14 protein-coding genes and 1 tRNA gene are annotated in these 21,665 nt (G+C 57.2%); 10 read left to right on the top strand and 5 right to left on the bottom strand.

The annotated features are described in order from the left end of the window. The first annotated feature begins 6 nt into the window (after positions 1 to 6). From BOO69_RS14180 to BOO69_RS14150, 6 genes are all read left to right on the top strand, one after another. Entirely contained in the window at positions 7 to 1,164 is a 1,158-nt protein-coding gene (locus tag BOO69_RS14180) for a cytochrome P450 (protein ID WP_071972763.1), read from the top strand. Positions 1,165 to 1,304: 140 nt separating this feature from the next. Continuing rightward, positions 1,305 to 4,241: a polysaccharide pyruvyl transferase family protein gene (locus BOO69_RS14175; protein ID WP_071972762.1), complete on the top strand. Its 2,937-nt coding sequence runs from the start codon at positions 1,305 to 1,307 to the stop codon at positions 4,239 to 4,241. A gap of 693 nt (positions 4,242 to 4,934) precedes the next feature. After that, the gene (locus BOO69_RS14170) at positions 4,935 to 5,261 is read left to right on the top strand and encodes a hypothetical protein (protein ID WP_156874936.1); all 327 of its coding nucleotides are present in this window, start codon (positions 4,935 to 4,937) and stop codon (positions 5,259 to 5,261) included. A 536-nt stretch (positions 5,262 to 5,797) separates the two neighbouring features. Beyond that, positions 5,798 to 6,817 (top strand): tyrosine-type recombinase/integrase, encoded by a 1,020-nt coding sequence (locus BOO69_RS14160; RefSeq protein WP_071972759.1) that lies wholly within the window; start codon positions 5,798 to 5,800, stop codon positions 6,815 to 6,817. Between the two features lie 147 nt (positions 6,818 to 6,964). Beyond that, positions 6,965 to 7,444 carry a hypothetical protein gene (locus BOO69_RS14155; RefSeq protein WP_071972758.1) on the top strand — a complete coding sequence of 160 codons (480 nt, stop codon included), beginning with the start codon at positions 6,965 to 6,967 and terminating at the stop codon, positions 7,442 to 7,444. A gap of 183 nt (positions 7,445 to 7,627) precedes the next feature. Beyond that, entirely contained in the window at positions 7,628 to 9,175 is a 1,548-nt protein-coding gene (locus BOO69_RS14150) for an LA2681 family HEPN domain-containing protein (RefSeq protein WP_156874935.1), read from the top strand. An 8-nt stretch (positions 9,176 to 9,183) separates the two neighbouring features. Here BOO69_RS14150 and BOO69_RS23085 read toward each other — a convergent pair whose 3' ends face one another. Continuing rightward, complete coding sequence (locus BOO69_RS23085) at positions 9,184 to 14,277, bottom strand: ATP-binding cassette domain-containing protein (protein ID WP_156874934.1); 5,094 nt, start codon at positions 14,275 to 14,277, stop codon at positions 9,184 to 9,186. A gap of 506 nt (positions 14,278 to 14,783) precedes the next feature. On the opposite strand from BOO69_RS23085, the gene BOO69_RS14135 reads away from it, so the two are divergent. Genes BOO69_RS14135 through BOO69_RS14125 form a run of 3 tightly spaced genes read left to right on the top strand, consistent with a single transcriptional unit; the run spans position 14,784 to position 17,117 of the window. Continuing rightward, a complete protein-coding gene (locus tag BOO69_RS14135) occupies positions 14,784 to 15,086 on the top strand; it encodes a DUF3489 domain-containing protein (protein WP_071972754.1) in 303 nt (100 codons plus the stop codon). Continuing rightward, the gene (locus BOO69_RS14130; protein ID WP_071972753.1) at positions 15,076 to 15,480 is read left to right on the top strand and encodes a DUF2924 domain-containing protein; all 405 of its coding nucleotides are present in this window, start codon (positions 15,076 to 15,078) and stop codon (positions 15,478 to 15,480) included. Before BOO69_RS14135 ends, BOO69_RS14130 begins: the two co-directional genes overlap by 11 nt. Next, positions 15,477 to 17,117: a recombinase family protein gene (locus BOO69_RS14125; RefSeq protein ID WP_071972752.1), complete on the top strand. Its 1,641-nt coding sequence runs from the start codon at positions 15,477 to 15,479 to the stop codon at positions 17,115 to 17,117. Before BOO69_RS14130 ends, BOO69_RS14125 begins: the two co-directional genes overlap by 4 nt. A gap of 172 nt (positions 17,118 to 17,289) precedes the next feature. Here the strand turns inward: BOO69_RS14125 and BOO69_RS14120 are convergent. The 4 genes from BOO69_RS14120 to BOO69_RS14105 form a co-directional block, all read right to left on the bottom strand. Beyond that, positions 17,290 to 17,364 (bottom strand) — tRNA-Gln (locus BOO69_RS14120). A 59-nt stretch (positions 17,365 to 17,423) separates the two neighbouring features. After that, the gene (locus tag BOO69_RS14115) at positions 17,424 to 18,758 is read right to left on the bottom strand and encodes a mechanosensitive ion channel domain-containing protein (RefSeq protein WP_071972751.1); all 1,335 of its coding nucleotides are present in this window, start codon (positions 18,756 to 18,758) and stop codon (positions 17,424 to 17,426) included. A 79-nt stretch (positions 18,759 to 18,837) separates the two neighbouring features. Continuing rightward, positions 18,838 to 19,830 carry an NADPH:quinone reductase gene (locus BOO69_RS14110; protein WP_071972750.1) on the bottom strand — a complete coding sequence of 331 codons (993 nt, stop codon included), beginning with the start codon at positions 19,828 to 19,830 and terminating at the stop codon, positions 18,838 to 18,840. 86 nt (positions 19,831 to 19,916) lie between these two features. Beyond that, positions 19,917 to 20,393: an SH3 domain-containing protein gene (locus BOO69_RS14105; RefSeq protein WP_156874993.1), complete on the bottom strand. Its 477-nt coding sequence runs from the start codon at positions 20,391 to 20,393 to the stop codon at positions 19,917 to 19,919. Between the two features lie 170 nt (positions 20,394 to 20,563). Between BOO69_RS14105 and BOO69_RS14100 the strand changes: the two genes are divergently transcribed. After that, on the top strand, positions 20,564 to 21,550 hold the full coding sequence (locus BOO69_RS14100; RefSeq protein ID WP_071972748.1) for a 2-hydroxyacid dehydrogenase: 987 nt from the start codon (positions 20,564 to 20,566) through the stop codon (positions 21,548 to 21,550). Positions 21,551 to 21,665 lie beyond the last annotated feature (115 nt).

Genomic DNA, 21,665 nt, shown 5'->3' with positions numbered 1-21,665 from the left:
CCGCATATGCGCACATCGGAAATCAATTCTCAAGCCTTCGGCCCGTCAACGATCCGCGAGGCTGCAGATGCCAATCGCGATCCCATTCTGGTCGGGACGCCCTGGCGGCGCGGCTATGGTCATTGGCAGGTTTCGCGCATGCGGGATGTGCGCGCCGTGTTGGCGCATCCGGGCACCACAACCGACGATCTTGCTTTCAGGGTGTTTTCCCGGTTCCGTGAAAGGCGCGGTGGTCTCGACAGTATTTTCCACCTATCCCGCCAGATCAGCCGCGCGCACCGCACCCCAAACGACGCGGAGCGCATGGACGCCATCACCGTCACTAAACGGCTTATGGAATGCCTGCCCGCGCAGGATTTCCGGTCTCCCCTCGCCGCGCTGGTTTCTTCGGGCGAAACCGAGGCTGACGCCATGGTAACGGTGGTGCAAAAGCCGATCATGGAATGGCGCGCCGCAGCACTTGGGATCAACGCGGCCCTGGGGCAGGAGATCGAGATCGACAGCATTGACATATTGGCCAGCCTCGACCGGACGGCAATCCCCGATTTCATCAAGCTGGAGCCGAAGGCAGCCCGCATCACGGGCAATCTCTCGGCGATGAATGTCACCTGGCCCGCCGGGCAGACGATTCCGCTGATGCATTTGATTTCCCCCGCCTTTCTGGCAATTGAGCCGCTGTCCAAGACCGCTGGGCTGATGCTTGCGCATCTGGCAGACAATCCGGACCTTCAGGAGCGGCTGCGGAATCGCGCGGAACTTCGCACGGCCTATCTGCAGGAGGTGGAGCGCCTGCTGGGCGCGGTGCGCTATGTCGCGCGCCAGATCGGACCCGCTGGTCTGGATCTGGGCGAGATACGTTTGCCGCCCCATTCCCTTGTATCCAGCGATCTGGCTGCGGCCAACCGCGATCCCGAGCTTTGGGATGACCCCGAGGCTTTCCGTTTCGACCGGCCGCGCCTTCAGACAGCCACGTTTTCCTTCGGCTCTCTTGCCTGCACCGGCAGCCAGTTGAGTCGCCTGTTCCTTAGCACCCTATTGGATGCCACTCTGGCAACCGTTCGCCTTGCAGCACCGTTCACCGGACAGCAGAATGACCGGAAGTTCTCCCGATGGTCGATAATACGGGGCTACGAGAGCTGTCGGCTGCGTTTTGCCGCCACCTGATGGGGTAAACCTTTGAATTTCAGATCATTGCAACCATAGCGATTAGATGCAAAGTATCATACCATCAGTGGTACGTATCTTGTCTGTTCTGGTTCATTTTTCACGCTTCACCCCCCCCCCGTTGCGGTCCGGAGAATCCCATGCCTGCTTCCAAACAGCGCCGTATCGCGATTTTCGGCACTTTCGACGTTGAAAACTACGGCGACCTTCTGTTTCCACTGCTGGCACAACAACGGCTTGCGTCCGAAGGCATGGATGTTGTCGCCGTCTCACCGACCGCCGGGGTAACCCGCTACCGCGATACGGTTCCGGTCATTTCGCTGGCGGAATTTGTCAAAACGGCGGACAGCTTTGACGGCATCCTGATCGGCGGCGGAAACATCGTGCACATCCGCGACTTTGACCTGCCCGGTTACAGCGATGTCGCGTATCCATCGCTGTGGGCAGGCGCTACTGCCCATGCTGTGCGCCATGGCTTGCCAGTGGCCTGGAATGCGCCGGGTGTACTGGCCCCGGTGGGCGCGGCGCGCAGCCCTGACTGGCTGCAGCGTGTCGTAGCGGCCGCCGACCGTTTTGCGGTGCGGGACGCACAAAGCGCCAACGCCATGGACCTCTGGACAGGTCGCCGCCCAGAGGTCATGCCTGACACTGCAACCGATCTGCCTCTCCTGTGGTCCGAAGCGACCCTGGAGGATCGCTTTGCCAAGGTCAGAAAGATACTGAAAATCCCAAGAAAGCAGCCTGTGATCGCATTACATGTCAAGGAGCGCAGCTTGCGCAGGACCTCTGTTGCCGAATTCGCACAGCAATTGGATGCCGCACTGGAGGCCTCTAACGCAACCGCGGTTCTGATCGCTATCGGGCGTTGCCACGGCGACCATGAACTGGCCCGGGCAATCAACCGCGAAGCGCCCCGCCATACCATCCCTTTCGAAGATGCCGATACCTTGCAAGACATTGCCGCCGTTATCGCCGGATCGGATGCCTATCTTGGGGCGTCACTGCACGGCCAGATCACCGCTGCCGCCTATGGCGTACCAGCGCGGCTGGTCGCTGTGCCGAACCTGCACAAGTTCGAAGGCCAGGCTATCCAGATGAACCGCGGCGATGATGTCGTCGGAAGCTGGGAAACCGCGCTGCTGGACCTGCCCGGCGTTCTCAAACAGGAAAAACAGCCTCTCCCGGCCTTAATTGCATCGCAGCTTGACGCCCATTGGAAGGTGGTAACGAAGCTCTTTACCACAACGCCGCAAGGGGCGGCGCATGGCGACATATTTCCAGGTGCCGACATTGACACGGCACTCGCTGACGCCGTCGCAGACATGCGGCAAGGTGCCCTAGCTGCCACCCCGCCCAACCCTGTCAAGTCGGCAAACCGAGCCGACATTGGCGCGGCCCCCGGTGTCTCGATGCAATGGGACGCCAAGGCCTTGGATGGGATGATCGCCGATAAGGCCTATGATGCGGCAGAGAACCAGATCACCAGCCAGCTTGCGCAGAACCCTTCGCATCTGCCCGCGCGCCTGGCCGAGGTGCGGTTGGCAATGGCACAGGATGAAACCCAAAAGGCCGTCGATTTGGCCGCGAACCTGGCCGTGGATTGGCCGGCCAACCCCTGGGTCTGGAACATAAATCTGAAAAGCCTGGCAAACGCGGGCCAATCCGAAGCCGCCATGGCATCTTTCCTCGCCGGTCTTGGCCAGCCAGAGATTGACGAAGCCATGCTAAAAGCTGCGACCGGGGTTGTGTTGGCCTTGGTGCCCTTGCAGACACAGATCGCGTTCCTCAAGGCGGCACTCGAAAGACGCCCCCAAAGCACGCATTTGATGCTGCGCCTCGCGATGCGGGCAGACGCGGGCGGCGACTTCCTGCTCGCACTTGACCTGTTCAAGAAAGCTGAACGGTACGGGCCTTTGCCTGACTATGCGGCCAAGGTGCGAAATCAGTTAAGTTCGATGGAACTGCCATTGGAGCAAGCAGTGGACCATCTGCAAGGCGTCGTTGGCGCCGGGAAAGACGATGTTGTCACCCTATGCCGTCTTTGCAGGCTGGCCGCGGCAGCGGGGCGTTTCGACCTTTCCGTGTCGGCCCTGCGGCAAGCGCTGGAAATACACCCGTTGGAATGGCGAACAGTTTACAGGCTCAATCGCGTTTTCCTGACACGGGCTGAGGACAAGAAGATATTTGCGACCCTCAAACAGGTGGCGACGACCTTTGATCCGGAACCGTCCTGGTTGCTGCAATATGCGCTTTTCGCCCTGCGCGCCGGATACAAGAGCGAAGGCCACGAAACCTTGACCGGCCTTGCCAATACGCAGGTCCTAGGCCCAACCGCACGCAGCATGCTGGGTGCACTTGAAGCCCTTGGAAAATCGCGCCCCCGCAAAGCGCTGCTTTGTGACAGCGATGTCAGGGTTGTCAGGAAAAGAGGCGCACAGGACACTGTTGTGGTGTTTGAAGGCCTGATCGGAGGGCTGAGCTATATCAGCAGCCGGTATCTGGATACGATCTTGGCGGATCTTCCGGTCCATACCATTTATCTGCGCGATCCCTACGGGCAGATATTCCTCAAGGGCGTTCCTGAACTTGGTGCAGATGAAAAAACAATGCAAACAGCACTTGCCTCCCTGATAAAAGACCTTGGCGCAGGAAGAGTGGTTGCAATCGGGGGTTCAGCCGCCGGATATGCCGCATTGCGCGCCGGCCTTGCAATTGATGCTGATGCCGTTATCTCGCTGGCTGGTTTTGTCACGCCTGGTGCCGCCGACGCGCATGACGCGGACCATGCCCGACGCGGCATGGCAGAGGTATTCGGGGCCGATCTGGACGCCTTTGATCTACGCCCACAGCTTAGGTCGAATCCCAAACTTCAACTGACAATAGTTGTCGGCAGTAACTATGCGCCCGACATGTCCCGCATACGCGCTATCGACGACATACAGAACGCCCGGGCGATCATTCTCGACGGCATCAACACGCATCACGTCGCGCTGCCAGCGGTCACGGACGGCACACTGAAAGGCCTGCTAAACGAGGCGCTGGCGGAGCCCCAAGCCTACGGCAGTTTTGCAGGCTGAAGGCCGGGGATGGCCGGCGAGATTGCTCTTGCAAGAAATGTGAATGCCGCGTGGGCGCGGTATGAGGGGCCATTGCGCTGTCACTGGTTCGCAATGGAGATAATGGCGGACGTTCAGTCTGCAGAGCTCTCGCGATAAAGACTATACAATTCAAGTTAGGGTCAGGATTCATAATCAATTGTCTGAAGACGCACCTATCAGGCGCAACGAAAGACCGCTTCGCGCGACTTTGTTGCACAAATGGTCTGAGGGATTCACTGTTTGAATCCAGTATGATAGCTGGAGGTATGAGCCGTTGGGCCCCTACGAAGTACAAGACCACAAACTGTTCGGCTTACAATGACGCGCTGATCCTTCTGACGATTGGGACGCTGTCGCAGCAAAGGTATCAAGCGCTATGGCGGTATCGCTCTTCACAGATATTAACGAAGATGATCTTGCGGCCCTGGAAGAGCTGCTCAAGAAGGATAGCGACTCTGAGTGAGACGCTCGAAAGCAAACCAAGTAGAACTGTCTGGTAGAAGGATCCTTCAGAGATTTTCGTGACCAAGGTCCGCTTGCTCGATCTCCGCATAAGCTCGCTGCAGCCGCAGCGATGGTCGGCTTCCCGCCCTTGATGTCTGAGGTAGCGAACGGCCCTTATTCGGAGATCTTTACGACACTGTTTTTGCCGAGGATCTCAGGGCTAATAACTTGCTGACGTCATTCAAACTGGTTCAAATCGTGAATCAAAAGAAAAGGGAAGTTCGGAAGAAGATCAGAGAGGGCGATAGCCTTGAAGCCGGAGAAATGTCATTGATCGACGGGTCTTTCCATGTGTTGTTCGCGATCCGACAAATCTGCAATCGGGATGAAATCGACATGTGGGACTATGATCTTGCGAGAGACAAACTCGGCGAGGCCGTCACCCTGGTCTCGAAGTTATATTCTGAAGCGCAGAAGTCGGACGCAAATTTCTCTTCGAACCGTTTTTTCAAAGACGCACGGACGAAGGATCAGGTGACCAAGGCAGTCGGCTGATTGTGGCGCGTATTAGCTATTTGCGGGTGCAGCGATGGTCCGCTTTCCGCGCTTGATGCCTGACGTAGCGAATGTCCCAAACTGGACATGGGCCGCCCTTCAAGATGCGGCGGTCTCAGCCAGTATAGCTGACTAACGCAGCTTCATATTTACATCTGTCCGAACCAAGTGAACTAGGGGACTGGTCCCTGATCGAACTTCAGCCAAGTGAACAGCGTCCCAGCGGTCAATGATTTGCTCGGCCGCTTTCAGAGCGGCCTCGGAAGTTGAGAAGTAGTCCGGCCATGTGATGGACTTGCCGTTGCCATCTGTGATCTCGAGTAGCCATCTGTCCGCCGCGCCACATCTCGTGAGTTCGATTGCGACCCATTGGGTATCCTCATTGCATGGGTGAGCATTCATTCGTCGTCCTTCGCACTCTGATCTGTCGGTTTGCCGGTTGTGTGCTTAGCGGAAAGGCAGCGGCAAAATCTCCATTTTGACAAAAGCCGAATCTGGTTAAGAAGTGGTTAACGGTTCACTGGGCGGAGGCCTCGATGAAGCTTGTTTTCGATCGCCAATCCGAGCGTGCAGAAATGCTCACGACCTTGGCCAACACAGCTGCCGATCGTCGAGAAGATCTCATCGCCGAGTATCGTCAGAGATCCGAAGCAGCCTTCGCCCCTGAGACGCTGAGAAACTATCGGATGGTCATTCGGCTGTTCCGGCAATGGTGTGAGGAGAGAGAGTACTCTGCTGTACCTCCGATCGATCCAAGGATCCTCGCGCAATGGGTCGACGAGATGGGGGGCAAGCTGGCGGCCAATTCCATCGAAACCCGGCTCTGGGCGATCGCAGAGCTGCATCGGTCCCACTTTCTTCCGTCGCCAACCAGGCACCGCTTGGTCGACCTAGCCCTGAAAGGCGTGAAGCGAAAATACGGTGCTCACGTCAGGCAGGCCCCGCCTTTGACGAAACGGGAGGTGGTGCAGGCAATCGAGAGGCTTGGGAATTCCCGGCGCCACATACGGGATAAAGCACTTCTGTGGATCGCCACCGATAGCTGGTGCCGCGCATCCGAGATTTCAGCGTTCAAGGTCCAGGACCTGATCCGGCAAGATGACGATTCCAGCCTCCTTTATGTCCGCCGTTCAAAGACGGATCAGTTCGGTGAAGGCGCCTATGCGTTTCTATCGGGCCGCGGGACACGCGCTGTCTTGGACTGGATAGAGCTGGCGAAGCTGCAGCTCGACGAGCCCCTGCTTATGAAATCCCAAGCGGGTGGAAAGAGAATTCCGCTCCACACGACCACGATCTCGAACATCATCAAACGCTGTACCGGTCGCAGGGATGTATCTGCGCACAGCACGCGCGTAGGCGGCGTCCATGATGCATTCAAGCTAGGTTGCGATCTGTCATCAATCATGGTGGCTGGCAGGTGGACCTCCCCCGAGATGCCGGCTCGCTACGGTCGACGGATCCGGGCCAGTCAGTCTGCAGCAGCTGATGTTTCACGCGCGTTCGAGGCCGAGGCTGCCGCAATCAACACGTCGAAACACGCAGGCGAACGTGTCTGAAATCGGCCCAAAACAGACGTCCGCTAAACTTGCTATTGCCGCATTGCAGCTTTCGCAAAGCGGTCATTCGTGATCCAATCAGTGTTTGAAAGCCTGAACCCGCTTCAAACTCCGATCCAAGGCAGATGTTGTACAAGGATGTGTGGAATGGCAGTCCCAGAAGTGGACTACTCCAAAATAGATGATGTCTCGGACGAGGCCAGTCGCCTGTTTAATATTATGATGCGTCTAGAATTCGCCCTCAAAGACGTGGGTTTCTTTGTTCCAGGTCGAAGGGCGGTAGCAGAAGTGGATTGGGTTCGTTTCGCTAACGATCAACTAGGTGCCGATTTCTGGCATAGGATCAAACGTGCAGACGAAGTTCAGGTGCTCATACACGCCCCGCCCAAGAAGCAAATTGTCGATGACAGTGGTCACCTGAGCTGGCAGGACCGTGGCGAGGTTGTATCCGTTCAGGAGCTGATCGCCGCACTAAACGGGGTCCGGAACAACCTCTTACATGGAGGAAAGAGCGGCGATCCTGATAGCAATCGCAACGCAGATCTAATCCGGGCAGCGCTCTATTTGGTTGATCAAGTGCTTAAGGAGGATGATGTCCTTCACACCAGCTTTTGCGGAGCCTACTGATGTACGCTCAGCTCAGAGCCAACATTGACTCGGACTAGGTGCTCTGCATTGCAGCGCCCCCCAAAAGCAGATTCTAACAATGCCCACAATAGCCAGAACATTGGCTAGGCACGGCCGCGTAGTGTGGTCCAAGACCCCAAAAATAGTGAAGTATGAAACCCAAGAATGTCTAAGAATGCCCAAATGATTGAAGAGCTAACTACTCTCGCAGATAAAAACCCATCTGCTGCGTTGGCTCGGGTTTCCGAACTCGGAGAAAGTCCGGCGGAAGCCTTTGCCGCAGCCGCTATTCTCATCGATTGCGGCGGGCGCTTAGAAAATCTTGCTACGGTCGACAAGGGAGTGAAAACGCTGGAGGCATTGCGCAAAAATGCCAATCCTGACCCAAGCTTAACCTATAATCTCGCGAATGGTCTGCAGTCTCGTGCGAGATTAACCTACGGGCCATCTTCACCATTTTGTGGTCAATCGTTCGAAGACCATTTCCAGGCTAGAATTCTCTTTGGTCAAGCAGCTAGATCGAAGAACTCCCCGATAGACTTAGCCTCACAGGCGCTGACTAACATGGGGACACTCTTACAAGATACCTCGCGGTGGATCGAAGCATTGGACTACTTTCGCGCTGCACAGCGAATATACCCAAAGAATGCCGTCGCCATGCTCAAGGAAATGACCTTGCTTCAGCAACTCGCACAGCTTTTCCAGAGCGAGCCGGACACCTATCAGACCTACGCGCACCTGCCAACGCTCACAGAGAGGTTTCGTGCATTGGGTGGGTACGCGGAACAGAACTTTGAGACTTTTGTCGCCTTCTCCGGCAACACTGGGGTCCCATATCTGCGAAAACAAATCGAGATGGCAGGTTCGATCCCGCCCAATCCGCAAGAAACTATCGAACAACCGTACCTTCGGTTCATCTCAGAAAACGATCTCGCCCTGTACCTGTACTGTAGCTCGGCGGGTTATGCGTCGGGACTCTTTGACGTCCTAACAATCCCAAGAATCACAAGATCCTTTGAGGACGAAGATGGAGTGCCTGAAATCTACGCCATGCTGAACGTAATGAAGGCGGACTTTGCTTTCGCACGCCAGGTCTTCTTCGAAACCCACGAATTTGACATCGATACACCGTATCTAGAGACAACAACTCACGCCGATACACTGGACTACTCGCTCTACGGAGTTCGCTATTCAGCGCTAACCAGCGCACAGCGTATTGCCTTTGACATACTGGACAAGATTGCCGTGGCTATCGCTTGCTATTTGAAAATGCCCAAAGCACATAAGGTGAGTTTTGCCGGCTTGTGGGGTAGGCAAGAAAAAGGGGGGGCGTTTCGACTCCACAATGAAATCGCTCAGTGTCTTGCCACAGGCAATTTCGGCTTGGTTGCGCTGCACAACATTTTTCATGACATGTCCAACGACGACAGCCGAGGGCTAGGAATCTTGGAGGCGCACAAAAGTTACCGCAATGCATCCACGCACCGGTTCACAGTCCTTCATGATTTTGGCAAACTAGAACGCAAGTCGCCTTCCCTCGCAGTGGACCATCAGGATATCACCGAATTTGAGCGTCTGACGCTCGACTCGCTGAAGCTCGCTCGCTCCGCGATATTCTATTTGGTTGACACTATCGTATTCGCGGAAGCCATTAAATCTCGGTGTGACGATGGCATCGTTGTGTCAATGCCCGTTCCTGATCATGGCTACATTCGCGGGCAATACGATTAAACGCAAAGCTAGCGAAGCGTTGATATCTTCTGTTGCAGAGACATTGCACCCGGTATCTGCTTTGAGACTAGTAGAGCGCTCAACTTCACGATCGCATGCCGCGCCAACGGATCCGTTTGGAAGGTAGTTTTTTGATCTCGAAAAGCCTTGTCGATGAGATCAACAAGGCTGGAACCTGTGTCCCTACTGTCGCGCCAGTACTGCTTCTTTTCGCCATTCGTTAGGCTTGCCGCAAGCCATTTGAGCCCATTAATTCGAAGGGCTCTACCTGAACCTGACTTAAGGAAGCAAGCAAACCAAGAAACGTTCTCCTCGTCCTTTCTGAGGTTATTCGTAGCCCAATACTCATAAAGTTTGGACATGTTCTCGAGCTTGGCATCCAGATCGGGAACGTTCTGCAATGAAGAGGAATATTCAAAACCGAGCAATTTTCGAAGGAGCTTCTGCTCATCGTACCAGCTCCCACCTTCGGACCACCGCCTTTCCACGCCAAACTGAATCATCGACTTCCAGCGATCGCAGAACGCGTCGGTATCCAGCAGTTTATGCAACTGGATAAACCAAGATCCTAAGAAATGGTCGATAATGTGATCAGCCGCAGGCCCCAGACTCAAGACGGCATTGTAGATACTCATTGCATTGTCGTCTGAAGTTCGCGCGCATTCAAACGCAAGTCTTTGAATAACGTCGTAGCCAAACTGCGGCGGAAGTCCAAACTCTCCGCGCTCATCCATATGCTCCTTGCAGTAGGCAGCCTGATATTGAAACGAAGACAGAAGTATTTCAGAGGCTATCTCGGACGTTTCTGCATCGTGTTCAGTGTCCGTTTGCGTCAGCCAATGAAGAAAACTCGACAGAAACTGAGTATCAAGACCAAAAGACAATCGCTCTTCAGGGCTTCTGATACAGAGCTTGTCTCTAGCCTCGTAAGCTCTGCGCCATCTTTCTTTCTCGAGCTTCTTTTGCAGGTTCCAAACGCCCAAAAAATCAATGCCAGATATTTGACTATCAACCTCTGAAATCTTTTTTTGACAGAGCCAAACACGCCAGCGGTTCCAACGTGTCTTCACTGCATCGGAGTCGTCTCTCTCGGGTTCAAGCATTGTTAGTGCGGACCAGAAGACCCCAATTTGGATGATGCGAAACCACGACTGACCGAGTTTACGGCGATCTCGGTACGCAAGCGCCCCGATCACTCCGGCAGCCTTATTGTCACCTGAAGTTAGGACCTGAAGGAGGGCCGTTTCCCATTCTGCAAGTTCGTCGGTGCTTTCGCACCAAAGGTGAAAAACCGAATGTGCTAAAAACTCAAGCCGTTGATCAATGTGATAAAAACCATCCCGACCGAAATGGGGAACGTTTTCGATAGCTTCGATCTGCTTCCGCAAATAGTCTTTGACAAATACTTCCCTACCAGGATCTCGCCGCAACCAAGATGAGCCTAATACCGTTAGCACTGCAGCGGCAGACGCTTTGTTGAGGTTCTGCCTCCCTTCATCTTCTTGTTCCGTGCTTACTTCAGGAGCACACAGAATGTCCCACAGATAAGAAGCTTCAGCATCGGGTAGATCTGCCTTCTGAGCGAGAGCCCGCCGACAGTTGTCCGCGAGCATTAACTTGGCCAGCTGAAGACTGCCATTCCGCTGAAATGACTCAACGTCTGCGAGCAGTTCGCTTGGCAAAGCAAAATGGATTTCATCAGTCTCTGTCGTGAAAGTATAGTTCGCTGGGTCTAATTGAGCTTTCAGTATTCGGTGTTCCAGGCTGGCCTTTTGATCACGTGGAGCAACCCATTTATCTGTTGTAGCCTTTACGGAAGAGGCAAACCGGCTGTTCCTTGCCATCTGGGTCACTACAACTTCGACAAGGTTTCTCTGCCTGTAAGCCGCAGCAGCCCAGTCTCGGGCCATATTAAACGCGACTTCGCCGGCCCTCGACCAAGTGAACGCATCGAAGAAGCTGGAGTTCTTCAATCTTCCTTCATCAAACAGAAACACGCGCTCGCATCCAGCCAATGGGAGAAGCGGCCCGCAGAAGAGCTCAGGCGTGTGTTTACCCACGTTCACAAGTACTCCAATGAGCGCAAGCGAATGGCTTGTTTCGAAGATTTCCTCGATCTGTTTTTGGATGTCAGCGTCGCCCTCAAGTTGAGAAACGAGCCATTTTTCAAGCGCATTCAAAGCACAGTGCAACTGACCGTTCGAAGTTGAGCTTTTTTGCGACCAATCGTATAAGTCGCAGTTTCCGATAAACGCTTTAGTAGAACCGTCTTTCATGGTTAGCGAGGTGCTTGGTGGCGCGCGATCTCCATCGAGAGTCGAGGCGTAAGACCAACGATCGGTTGCAAAATTTATGAGCTCGATCAACGTGGACAATGCTTCTGCCGGTTGGACCTGAAAAAAACGCCAGAATGGGCTTTTCCAGAAAATTGTCGGATAGGTGTGATCAAAGTTCAGCCCAACGTTGTCACGGTATGTCGATCTTGAAAAATCTCGCCGTGGAATTGCTTCGATTAAGTTAGCCAACAAGACCTCTGAAGCAATTTCCGGCAACTGAGACATCATCGGCAACAACACATCATCATGTAGCACGACGTGCTGAAAGTCGTTTTCAATTCGATCTTGTGGACCCAACGGCCACGGTGGCAATGGTTCCGAGCTGTCTATGAACGAGGGAAGTGAAGCCCGACGAGATCTCCGATCCGCTTCACGCTTTCGATACTCCGGATCAGACTTTATTTTTTCCGCGTGTTCTCGAGCCAATTCAGACTTTGCTCTTTCAATCCTAAGGACGACATCAGGGTCTTCTGCCCGTCGTTGGCTAACTTCCAGTGCCCAAGAGGCGACTTGATCCGGAAGGTCAGATACGCTGGCGAACGCGGCTTTGTAGATAGGTCGCTCACCGTCGCCAAGATATTTTGACGCCTTGCCCTGATCGACTTGAAGTGATCGAGCTGTCGCCAATGCAATCTCTGCAAACTCTCTTCGCCAAGGCATGGCTGAGCCGTCAGATAGTTCCCTTGGCATCTTCGAGCACCATGTGCCGCATATCTGTGCCACGATTGGAGACACTAGGTCTGCTACAAGTTCGATATTCTGATGCAGAAAGTATGCCATCGGTGGCCAGTATGCGAGTATAGGGAAGCGATGCTGCGCTTCCATGTAGAGCTCGAGGTCTTGATCAATTTCAGCTATTCCTGAGGGTACATCTGGAACAGTAGCTACCTGCAGGAACCTTTGAAGTAGTCTTCGCAGGTATTTGCCGTTCTTCTCGAATAGAAATGTTTTGTTTTCAAACAGGAACTTAGTGGCTTGTGGGTCAAGGAATACCGAATCTAAGAGAATGTCCGCTGGCAAAGTAGCGCCTTGGCGTTCTAGTTGGGTGAAAGCTTCGATCCATTCATTTGACGCTTCTGTTCGCTGTCGTAGCAAGAACTGACCCAGCAGCCTTAAAGATCCAGTCCAAAGCGGGTTCTCCGCCAGCGGTGACCAGCTTTCGATATCGTGCGAAATCTCCTTAAGCCTCTGAAATCTTACCCATTCAGCGGCAAGATCATGTTCGAACTCTATTCGGTTTCGGTGGTTCTTTCTTAAGGGTAGATACTGAGTCTTCTCCTGGAATATTTGCGCATCGGTGGCATCTAATTCACTTATCGCAAAGCTACGCTCGAAATTGGCCTCTCGCTCTGCAAGTCGGACTAAGAGGTTCTGTGGACCAACTTGACCTTCTGTCCAAAATTGCCAGATACCGTCGACGAACGCAGTGGGTGTAGTTAGCTCGTCATTACCCTCATCAAACACCCCAGCCGCTCTCATTACCCAGCTTAATGTCTTTAGGTTGGTGAGAGCAGAAACTGCTTCCTCTCGGAACGAGAGCCATCTTAGTTCCGCGCTAGAACGAAGAGCTTCCTTGACTTCAGCTGGTTGAATCGTTGCTAAGGGAAGCGTGGCTTTAGAGTACTTTTTCAACTCCATTTGAACCCGCTCGCGCCAAGCTTCTGTCTGACAGACAACCACAATGCGCCAGAAGTCCACAGATTCAGGTTTTGCTCGGTTCAAGAGCTCATCGGTGAGCGTCTTCATGCGAGACAATGCATCCAGATCAAGTTTTTCGATTGCATCCAAAACCAATACATTGGTTTGGCTTGGTGCCGTCATAAGTACACTGGCCAGATCGTGGACGACGCCCATTTTTCTGCGTCCCAGTTCCGAAGTGAGTGCTTTGGCATGCTCAGGACCAAGCCATATCTGACTGGGGGTGGGGAATTTCTCATCAAGCGTATTTTTTACAAGGGCTGATTTTCCCGTTCCTGACTCACCAACAACCACGGTCACTTGATGGGCTTCTACTAGGTCTCTAAGAGCGTCCTTTGCTTTCGAACGAGGTAAGGAAAAGCCGGAGGGTAACTCACTTTGAATCCCGGCTTGGCTGTCTCGGGATAAGGCTCTCAACGACTCCCAAGAACTCTCAAAATTGGGGCGGTCTTTGAGCTCATACTTGGGTCGAAGTCTGTCCCAAACCGCACTGATTGCAATTGTTCCAGAGCCTAACCGAGTCTCCTCAGAAATCTGGACTAATTCTTTCCAGACATTCTCTGCGTCATGTTGCGAACCGCTTTGAATCAACTGCCTGCAACGGCTAATGGCTTCGGCCTCAGATGTTGACTGATCCAGCTGGAAATCCAGCGGGACGACTATAAGCCGCTGTACTAGTCGAAGCGTTTCAAGATCTGTTGGCACAGCTGAACCGGCCGGGCTTTTGATACTGTCAAAAATTCTTGAGTGTTTGCTAGTGGCTCTTATTCTAGTCAGCGCGAGTTCTTCATCGGAGCTTTTTGCCCAGTTTACAATATCAGCCCAAACAGGATCGAATGCGGGATGCCTCCCCCTTGTTACGAGGCCTAAGCAGTCCGCATTGTTTTGCATTGAACCGCCGTCAGTCTTCCATTGCTTCCAGGCGAGGTCGACAAAATCCCTCGGCAATCCATTGCTTGAAACTTGAAAGTTAGCCTTGCATGACACCGCAAGGTGGCTGGCCCCGTTTTGGGTCGAAACTAAAAGGTCATCGATTATCCAGCCGATGGACTTAGTCTGAGACTGCAAGATTGCGCCTTCCGTTCCGACGCCTTGCAACCTTTGCCCTATCAACATCTTTGAGATTAGCCAAGCAGAAGTCAGATCTTCAAAGTTGTACCCCGGTCCGGCAGTTTGACGTGTGGTCGCAGGCATTTACTGTAGCCTTTTTAGTTCGTTCGAATGGGCGAGCTGCTCTTATGATAAAGCACCCGCATTCGAAGCGCCATCAATCAAGGAAACTTGGTCCCCGAAACAAGATGGTTTCATGATGCTAAATCAAACGTGTTGGATGTCGGCTTTTTCACTAAGACTGATCCGGTTCGCCATCGCAGCGAAAGTCCGGTTCCCGCCTATGGTGCTTTTTGCTGCGCCTGCGAACGGTTCTCGATTTCGTCCGAGAACCCACTGGACTTGCTTTGCCTTTCGAGCGGTACTGTCGTTGCGCTCGACCGCATTTGCGTGCGCTGCCCGAAGAGTCCGGGCTTTGCTCAGTAGCAGCGGAATGTCTCCGCTGATGATCTGAGGAGACCGACATGACTACAACATCGACCATGAAGAAGCCAGGTGCGAAGCCCAAGAAACAGGGCCGGGTGACCAAGAAAGACCAATTGATCAAGCTGCTGAGCGCCAAGGCAGGTGCGGACATCAAGGCCCTGAGTGACAAGCTTGGCTGGCAACAGCACACGACGCGGGCGGCGCTGACCGGGCTGCGCAAGGCGGGCTATGAGATTGCTTGGGAGAAGCCGGCCACTGGCGGCGTGCCGAAGTACCGAATTGTATCTGCGCCCGCCCGTGTGCAGGCCAATTTGGTCGCTGAGACAAATCATGCCGGGTAAGCGGGACCCGGATCGCGCAGCGGCGCTGACGGACTGGGAGGCGATCTTCGGATCGCCTCCGCCAGCGTACCTGTCGGTTGCCTTTATGCAGAAGGCGGTCGGGTATGAACGGCAGTGCAAGCGGGCAGGCGGTTTGCCCGCAGCGACGCGGCGGGCCTTACTGAAGATCGCGGAGGGAGAAGACGTCGCCGCTGCCGGTCCGGAAAGGCTCAACAGCGGTGCACGGTTGGTGCGCGAATGGAACGGGCGCAGCTATCATGTCGATGTTCTCGAGGGCGGTTTCCTGATGGATGGCCGCATCTGGCCATCGCTCTCCGCCATCGCCAAACATATCACAGGCACGGCCTGGTCGGGGCCGCGCTTTTTCGGTCTTACGGGCAGGGGCAGCACATGAAGAAGATCCGCTGCGCCATCTACACCCGAAAGTCCTCCGAGGATGGTCTGGAACAGGAGTTCAACTCCCTGCATGCCCAAAGAGAGGCCTGTGCGGCCTATGTCGCCAGTCAGAAGCACGAAGGCTGGGTACTTCTGCCTGACCCATACGATGACGGTGGCCTATCAGGTGGCAGTCTGGAACGTCCTGCCTTGCAACAACTGCTCGACGATGTCGCCAGCGGACGGGTGGACCAGATCATCGTTTACAAGATCGACAGATTGACGCGGTCGCTCTCCGATTTCTCGAAGATCGTCGATATCCTGGATGCGGCAGAAGCCTCTTTCGTATCTGTCACACAGTCATTCAACACGGCAACCAGCATGGGGCGTCTGACGCTGAACATGCTGCTCTCCTTTGCGCAGTTCGAGCGGGAGGTCACGGCCGAGCGCATCCGGGACAAGATCGCCGCGTCCAAGCGCAAGGGGCTTTGGATGGGGGGACAGGTGCCCTTGGGTTATGATGCGGATGGCCGGACTCTGAAGATCAGGGACGACGAGGCCCAGATCATCCGCACCCTCTACGATCTCTATGAAGTGCATGGCACAGTACTTGCGGTGAAGACTGATGCAGAGAAGCTCGGCTTGCGCACGCGCAAACGCGTTGCCGCAGATGGGACGGTCTCCGGTGGCGGCGCTTTCGACCGGGGTCACATCCATCACATCCTGACCAACCCGATCTACGCCGGGCGCATCCGGCACAAGGACAAGGTCCATGAAGGACAGCATGATCCGATCATCGATCCAGAGCGCTGGGATCGGGTTCAGCACGTTCTGCAGCAAGGGGCCGCGAAGAGCAGAGGCCACAAGACCGCCAAAAGACGCTCCCACCTCTGCGGCAAGCTCTTTGATGAAACAGGTGACCGGCTGACGCCGTCTCATGCCAAGACCCGCAAAGGGGTGCGCCTGCGGTATTACGTGTCCCATCGGCTGGTGGCCCGGAGCGGCGACGGCCATCAGGATGGCTGGCGTCTGCCTGCAGAAGAACTGGAGGGCCGGGTGGCTGACGTTCTGCGTCTGACTATGTCCGAACAGCGCTTCGCAGCCGACCTGCTCCGCGCGGCAACCGCAGACCAGGTTCGTCGTGTTGATGCCGCGCTATCAGGGGCCTTGGAGACCGTGAGCGAGCCACAGCTTCTGAAGCTTGTCGAGAGGGTCGTTGTGTCACCGGGCGAAATGCTGGTCCAGATATCCCCGGATGAAATCGCAAGCTGCATCGGGTCAGAGACAGACAACGTCGATCCTGACTGCCTTTCCATCAGAGTCACGTTCCAGCTCCGCAAGCGCGGCGTGGAAACGAAGATCATCCTCGCCGATCAGTCCGGCTCGCGAGACGTGGTGCTGATCCGCAACGTCGTAAGGGCACATGCCTGGTACGAGCGGATCAAATCAGGCGAGACCTTCGCCGCCATCGCCAAGACCGACGGCACTTCAAAGCGCCGCATCCAGCAGATGATCGGACTGGCATTCTTGGCCCCAGACATCGTGCGTGATGTTCTGGACGGCAGACAGCCGATCGGGTTCACCTCTGATTGGTATCTGAGGCACGACCTTCCTATGGCTTGGGAAGAGCAGCGCGCACTCCTCGCTACGCTCTAAGCCCTAATCCACCAAACTCGTATCGCGAAAATGCCGCGCCCAGACTTTTGCGGATATCGAGACATATTCCGACCCAACATACGGTCTGAGCAAGCGCCGCTATCCGCTAAGCCACGGAAAGCACGGGGCTATTTCACGCGCACCTAGCACCGTCTAGACTAGGGAAAGTGTGTGGCTGGGGTGGTAGGATTCGAACCTACGGTACACGGTACCAAAAACCGCTGCCTTACCGCTTGGCTACACCCCAACGTGAGCCGCTAATTAGAAGCCTTGCGCGGTCAGTGCAAGTGCGTTTTGCCAAAATTCCTATTCCGTCGTCGCGTTCACGTTGAGCAGGTCGCGGCGGGAGAGTTCGGCGCGTTCCTGATCGACGATCTTTTCCAGTTCCTTTTCGGCGGTTGCCTCCACGTCCTGCACAGGGGCGGGCGCCGACGCGTCCTGCCTTGGGGGTGCGGCGGTCGAGACGTCGGCCTTGCCCGCGAGCGCCGACAGATTCTCGATCCGGTAGCTAGGGAAGGGGGCGGCCATGCCTGCCGCGTCGAAGGCCGCCTGGGTCAGGCGGATCGCCTCGGACCGCGCCAGCACGATGGAGGTATCGTTCTGGTCGATCCATGCGGCCATGTTCAGCGTGACCCAGAAATCGTCGACCGATTCTATCCAGACCGACACCTCGGGGCTGTCCAGGACGAAGGGCAGGGCGTTCAGGGTATCCAGTGCCAGGTGGCGTGCCTGGTCGAGGTCCGCGTCGGGTGCCACCGACAGGGCAAAGGTGAACCTGCGCTCGGCGTTGCGCGAGTAGTTGACGATACGGCTCTTGAACACCGTCGCGTTGGGGATCCGGATGTGATTGCCGTCAAAGCTCAGCAGGATGGTGGCCCGGCTGGTCAGGCGGATCACCTTGCCGGTATCGCCCTCGATCTCCACCGTGTCATTGGGGCGGAAGGGCTGGCGGATCGACAGCATGATCGATGCGATGAAGTTCTCGACCGTGTCGCGCACCGCGAAACCGATGGCCAGGCCGACGATGCCCGCCGCGCCCAGGATGCCCGACAGCAGCGCGGTGGCGCCCACGATGTCGAGTGCGATGACGAGGCCACCGATGATGAAGAACAGCCGCACGATCTGGCGGTAGATGTCGGCAATGAAGGCATTGGGCGACAGGCGGTCCCACGGCTGCTTGCGGCGGGCGATGAAGAAGCCCAAAAACACGACGGCAAAGAAGACCGCGAGCGCGATGAGCGCCAGCGGCAGGAATGCGAGGAACTGGTATCCGCGCGCCTTGAAGCGTTCCACCGCCGGGTTCAGGCGGCGGGCCACGTCGGTCGTCTCGAACACCTCGTTCTTGATCGCCACGACGCCTTCGACCCGGCCGACGAGCTCCGACAGGCGGGTTGCGGCGGTCATGTCCAGCGTGGAGCCGCGCAGGGTGACGATGCCCGACGACACGGTGACGGAGACATCCTCGAAACCTTCCAGCTCGCGCAGGATGTCGCGGATACGGTTGGCGATCGCCGCGTCCGACGCGGCGTCGTCCTGGATCGCGATGGTGCCGGTGGGCTGGTCGCTGGTCTGCGCCGTGACCGCCTGCGGCAGGGCGGCAAACGGCAGGGCGAGGCAGAACAGAAGGGCGAGAATGCGCATGTGTTGAAATCCGTCGTGGTGCAATCCGGACACCCTAGGCCGCGGCCGCGGCCCTGGCAATCATGCGTAGAGGGGGCGCTCAGCCCTGGCAGTCCACCAGGATCGCGCCGTTGCGTGCGCCCTTTTCCACCGCCTCGTGCGCCGCGGCAGTCTCGGCCAGCGGAAAGATCCGTTCGGTCGGACAGTGCAGCGCCCCGTCGGCCAGCGCGTGGTGCAGCCGGTCGATGGCCAGCGCGCGCGGGGCGGCCGGCAGCAGGTAGATCAGGATGATGTCGATCGTCACCGCCTTGAACAGCAGCGGCCCGAAGGACAGGGCGGGCTCCATCTCCTTGGCGGAACCATAGGCGGCCAGCCGTCCGTTCGGCGCGATCAGCCCCGTGTCCGCCGCGATGTTGAGGCCGAACTCCACCTCGACCACGGTTTCGACGGGTTTGCCGTCATTCGCGGCGATCACCTGGTCGGCGAGGTCGTCGGCGCGATAGTCGATCACGGCATCCGCGCCCGCCTCCCTGACGCGGTCGCTGTCCGCCGCGCTGCAGGTCGCGATGACCCGCGCACCGCCCCATCTGGCCAGTTGAACCGCCAGCAGGCCGACGGTCCCCGCGCCGCCCTGTACCAGCACCGTTTCTCCAGCCACGTCGCCGCCACCAAAGACGGCATGGCAGGCTGTCAGCCCCGGTATCCCCAGATTCGCGCCGACGTCGAACCCGACACCGTTGGGCAAGGGCACCGCCTGTTGCGCGGGCAGGGTGATGTGGGTCGCCGCGGTGCCGTGGCTCCGCTGCCACTGGCCATTCCAGATCCAGACCCGCTGACCGATCCGGGCGGGGTCCACCCCCGCGCCCACCGCCTCGATCTCCCCGGCGCCGTCGCTGTGCGGAACGATCAGCGGAAACGCGGGTTTGGTGACGCCCGGCCGTGTGCCGGCCCGCGCCTTCACGTCCGAGGGATTGACCCCCGACAGCGCCAGCCTCACGCGGACTTCGCCGGGCCCGGGGGCGGGGTTGTCGGTTTCCCGGATCTCCAAGACCTCGCGCGCGGGTCCGAATCTGTCATACGTGATGGCTTGCATCGCCTGTCCCCTTCTGTCGTTTCGCGCAGTGTGGGACAAATGCCGGTCGCGGGCAATCCGGGGTCCGGCAAGCGCCGCGGCGCGCGTCAGTCGTGGATTTCTTCCGGCGCGACGCCCCAGATCCGCGACTTGGGCGCCCAGCCGGAATAGCCTCCGGTGCGCAGTTCGCACCATTCCGGGATGCACTCGCCGAGCCGGGCGACGACGCCCAGTTCAAGTGCCGCGGTCACGGGGGCGTTCGGGTCGGGCCGCACGTGCAGCGCCAGCATGTCCTGTTCGACAAGCACCGTCCGGGTGCCGGACAGGAGGGAATAGTGTACCCAGCCGCCCATGCCGTCGCGGTCTTCGACCCGGCGCCAGTGGCCATGTTCCGCGGTGATCCTCAGCGGCATGTCGCGCCGCTTGAAGACCCAGTCGATCCGGTGTGACAGCGACGGCCCGCGCCGCACGTTGCCCTCGGACGCCTTCATCGACACGAAACGGGGAAGCGGAAGATTGGTGACGGGCCCGACCCCGTCGGCCATGGCCGGGGGGCAGAGCACGGGCGCCGTCAGACTCGTCATTACCAACAGCGCCACGAGGGCGCCTTTGAGTCGGAAGTTCATGGGTGCTGCCTGCACTGTCTTCTGTTTGGTTTTGTTTGCTCTTTTGCACCGCGAGGTTCTTGTGCCTCGTCGCTGCTTGGGACACCATGCGGGGAAAAGCGGATGTCGCCAAGACTGGGGAGGACGAAATGTCAAAGAAACGGTTGAGTGTTGTAGTCACGCGACGGTTGCCCGATCCGGTGGAAACGCGACTGTCCGAACTCTTCGACGTCCGGCTGCGCGAGGACGACACACCGATGAGCCGCGCGGAGCTGTCGGAAGCGATCAAGGACGCCGACGTGCTGGTGCCCACGATCACCGATACGGTCGACGCGGCGCTGATCGGGCAGGCCGGCGAGCGGCTCAAGCTGATCGCGAACTATGGCGCCGGTGTCGACAACATCGACGTGGCGACCGCGCGGCAGCGTGGCATTCTGGTGTCCAACACCCCCGGCGCGCTGACCGACGACACCGCCGACATGACCATGGCGCTGATCCTCGCGGTGACCCGGCGGATGCCCGAAGGCATGGCGATGATGCAGAAGGGCGACTGGGCCGGATGGGCCCCGACCGCGCTGCTGGGGGGGCGCATCAGCGGGCGGCGGCTGGGCATTCTGGGGATGGGACGCATCGGCCAGGCGGTGGCCCGGCGTGCCCGCGCCTTCGGGATGCAGATCCACTATCACAACCGGCGCAGGCTGCACGCCGAGACCGAGCGCAGTTTCGACGCGACCTACTGGGAAAGTCTGGACCAGATGGTGGCGCGTATGGACGTGATCTCGATCAACTGCCCGCACACGCCCTCGACGTTCCACCTGATGAACGCCCGGCGGCTCAAGCTGATGAAACCCGACGCGGTCATCGTGAACACCTCGCGCGGAGAGGTGATCGACGAGAACGCGCTCACCCGGATGCTGCGCGCGGGCGACATCAAGGGCGCGGGCCTCGATGTCTACGAGCACGGCACCGACATCAACCCGCGTCTGCGCGAACTGGATAACGTGGTGCTGCTGCCGCACATGGGGTCTGCCACGATGGAAGGGCGGATCGAGATGGGCGAGAAGGTCATCATCAACATCAAGACCTTCGACGATGGCCACCGCCCGCCCGACCAGGTGGTGCCATCCATGCTGTGACGCGTCGGGGCGCGATCCGCGACCGGGCTGCGCCGCACACGAGTCATCCGGAGTGAGCGATGCAATCGCTCGAACGCTCCGGGAATACCTGAACGGGATAGAAGGAGAACTTGCG

Source organism: Sulfitobacter alexandrii, from assembly GCF_001886735.1.
GTDB classification, from domain to species: Bacteria; Pseudomonadota; Alphaproteobacteria; order Rhodobacterales; family Rhodobacteraceae; genus Sulfitobacter; species Sulfitobacter alexandrii.
This window is presented reverse-complemented; position numbering and strand designations above follow the sequence as displayed.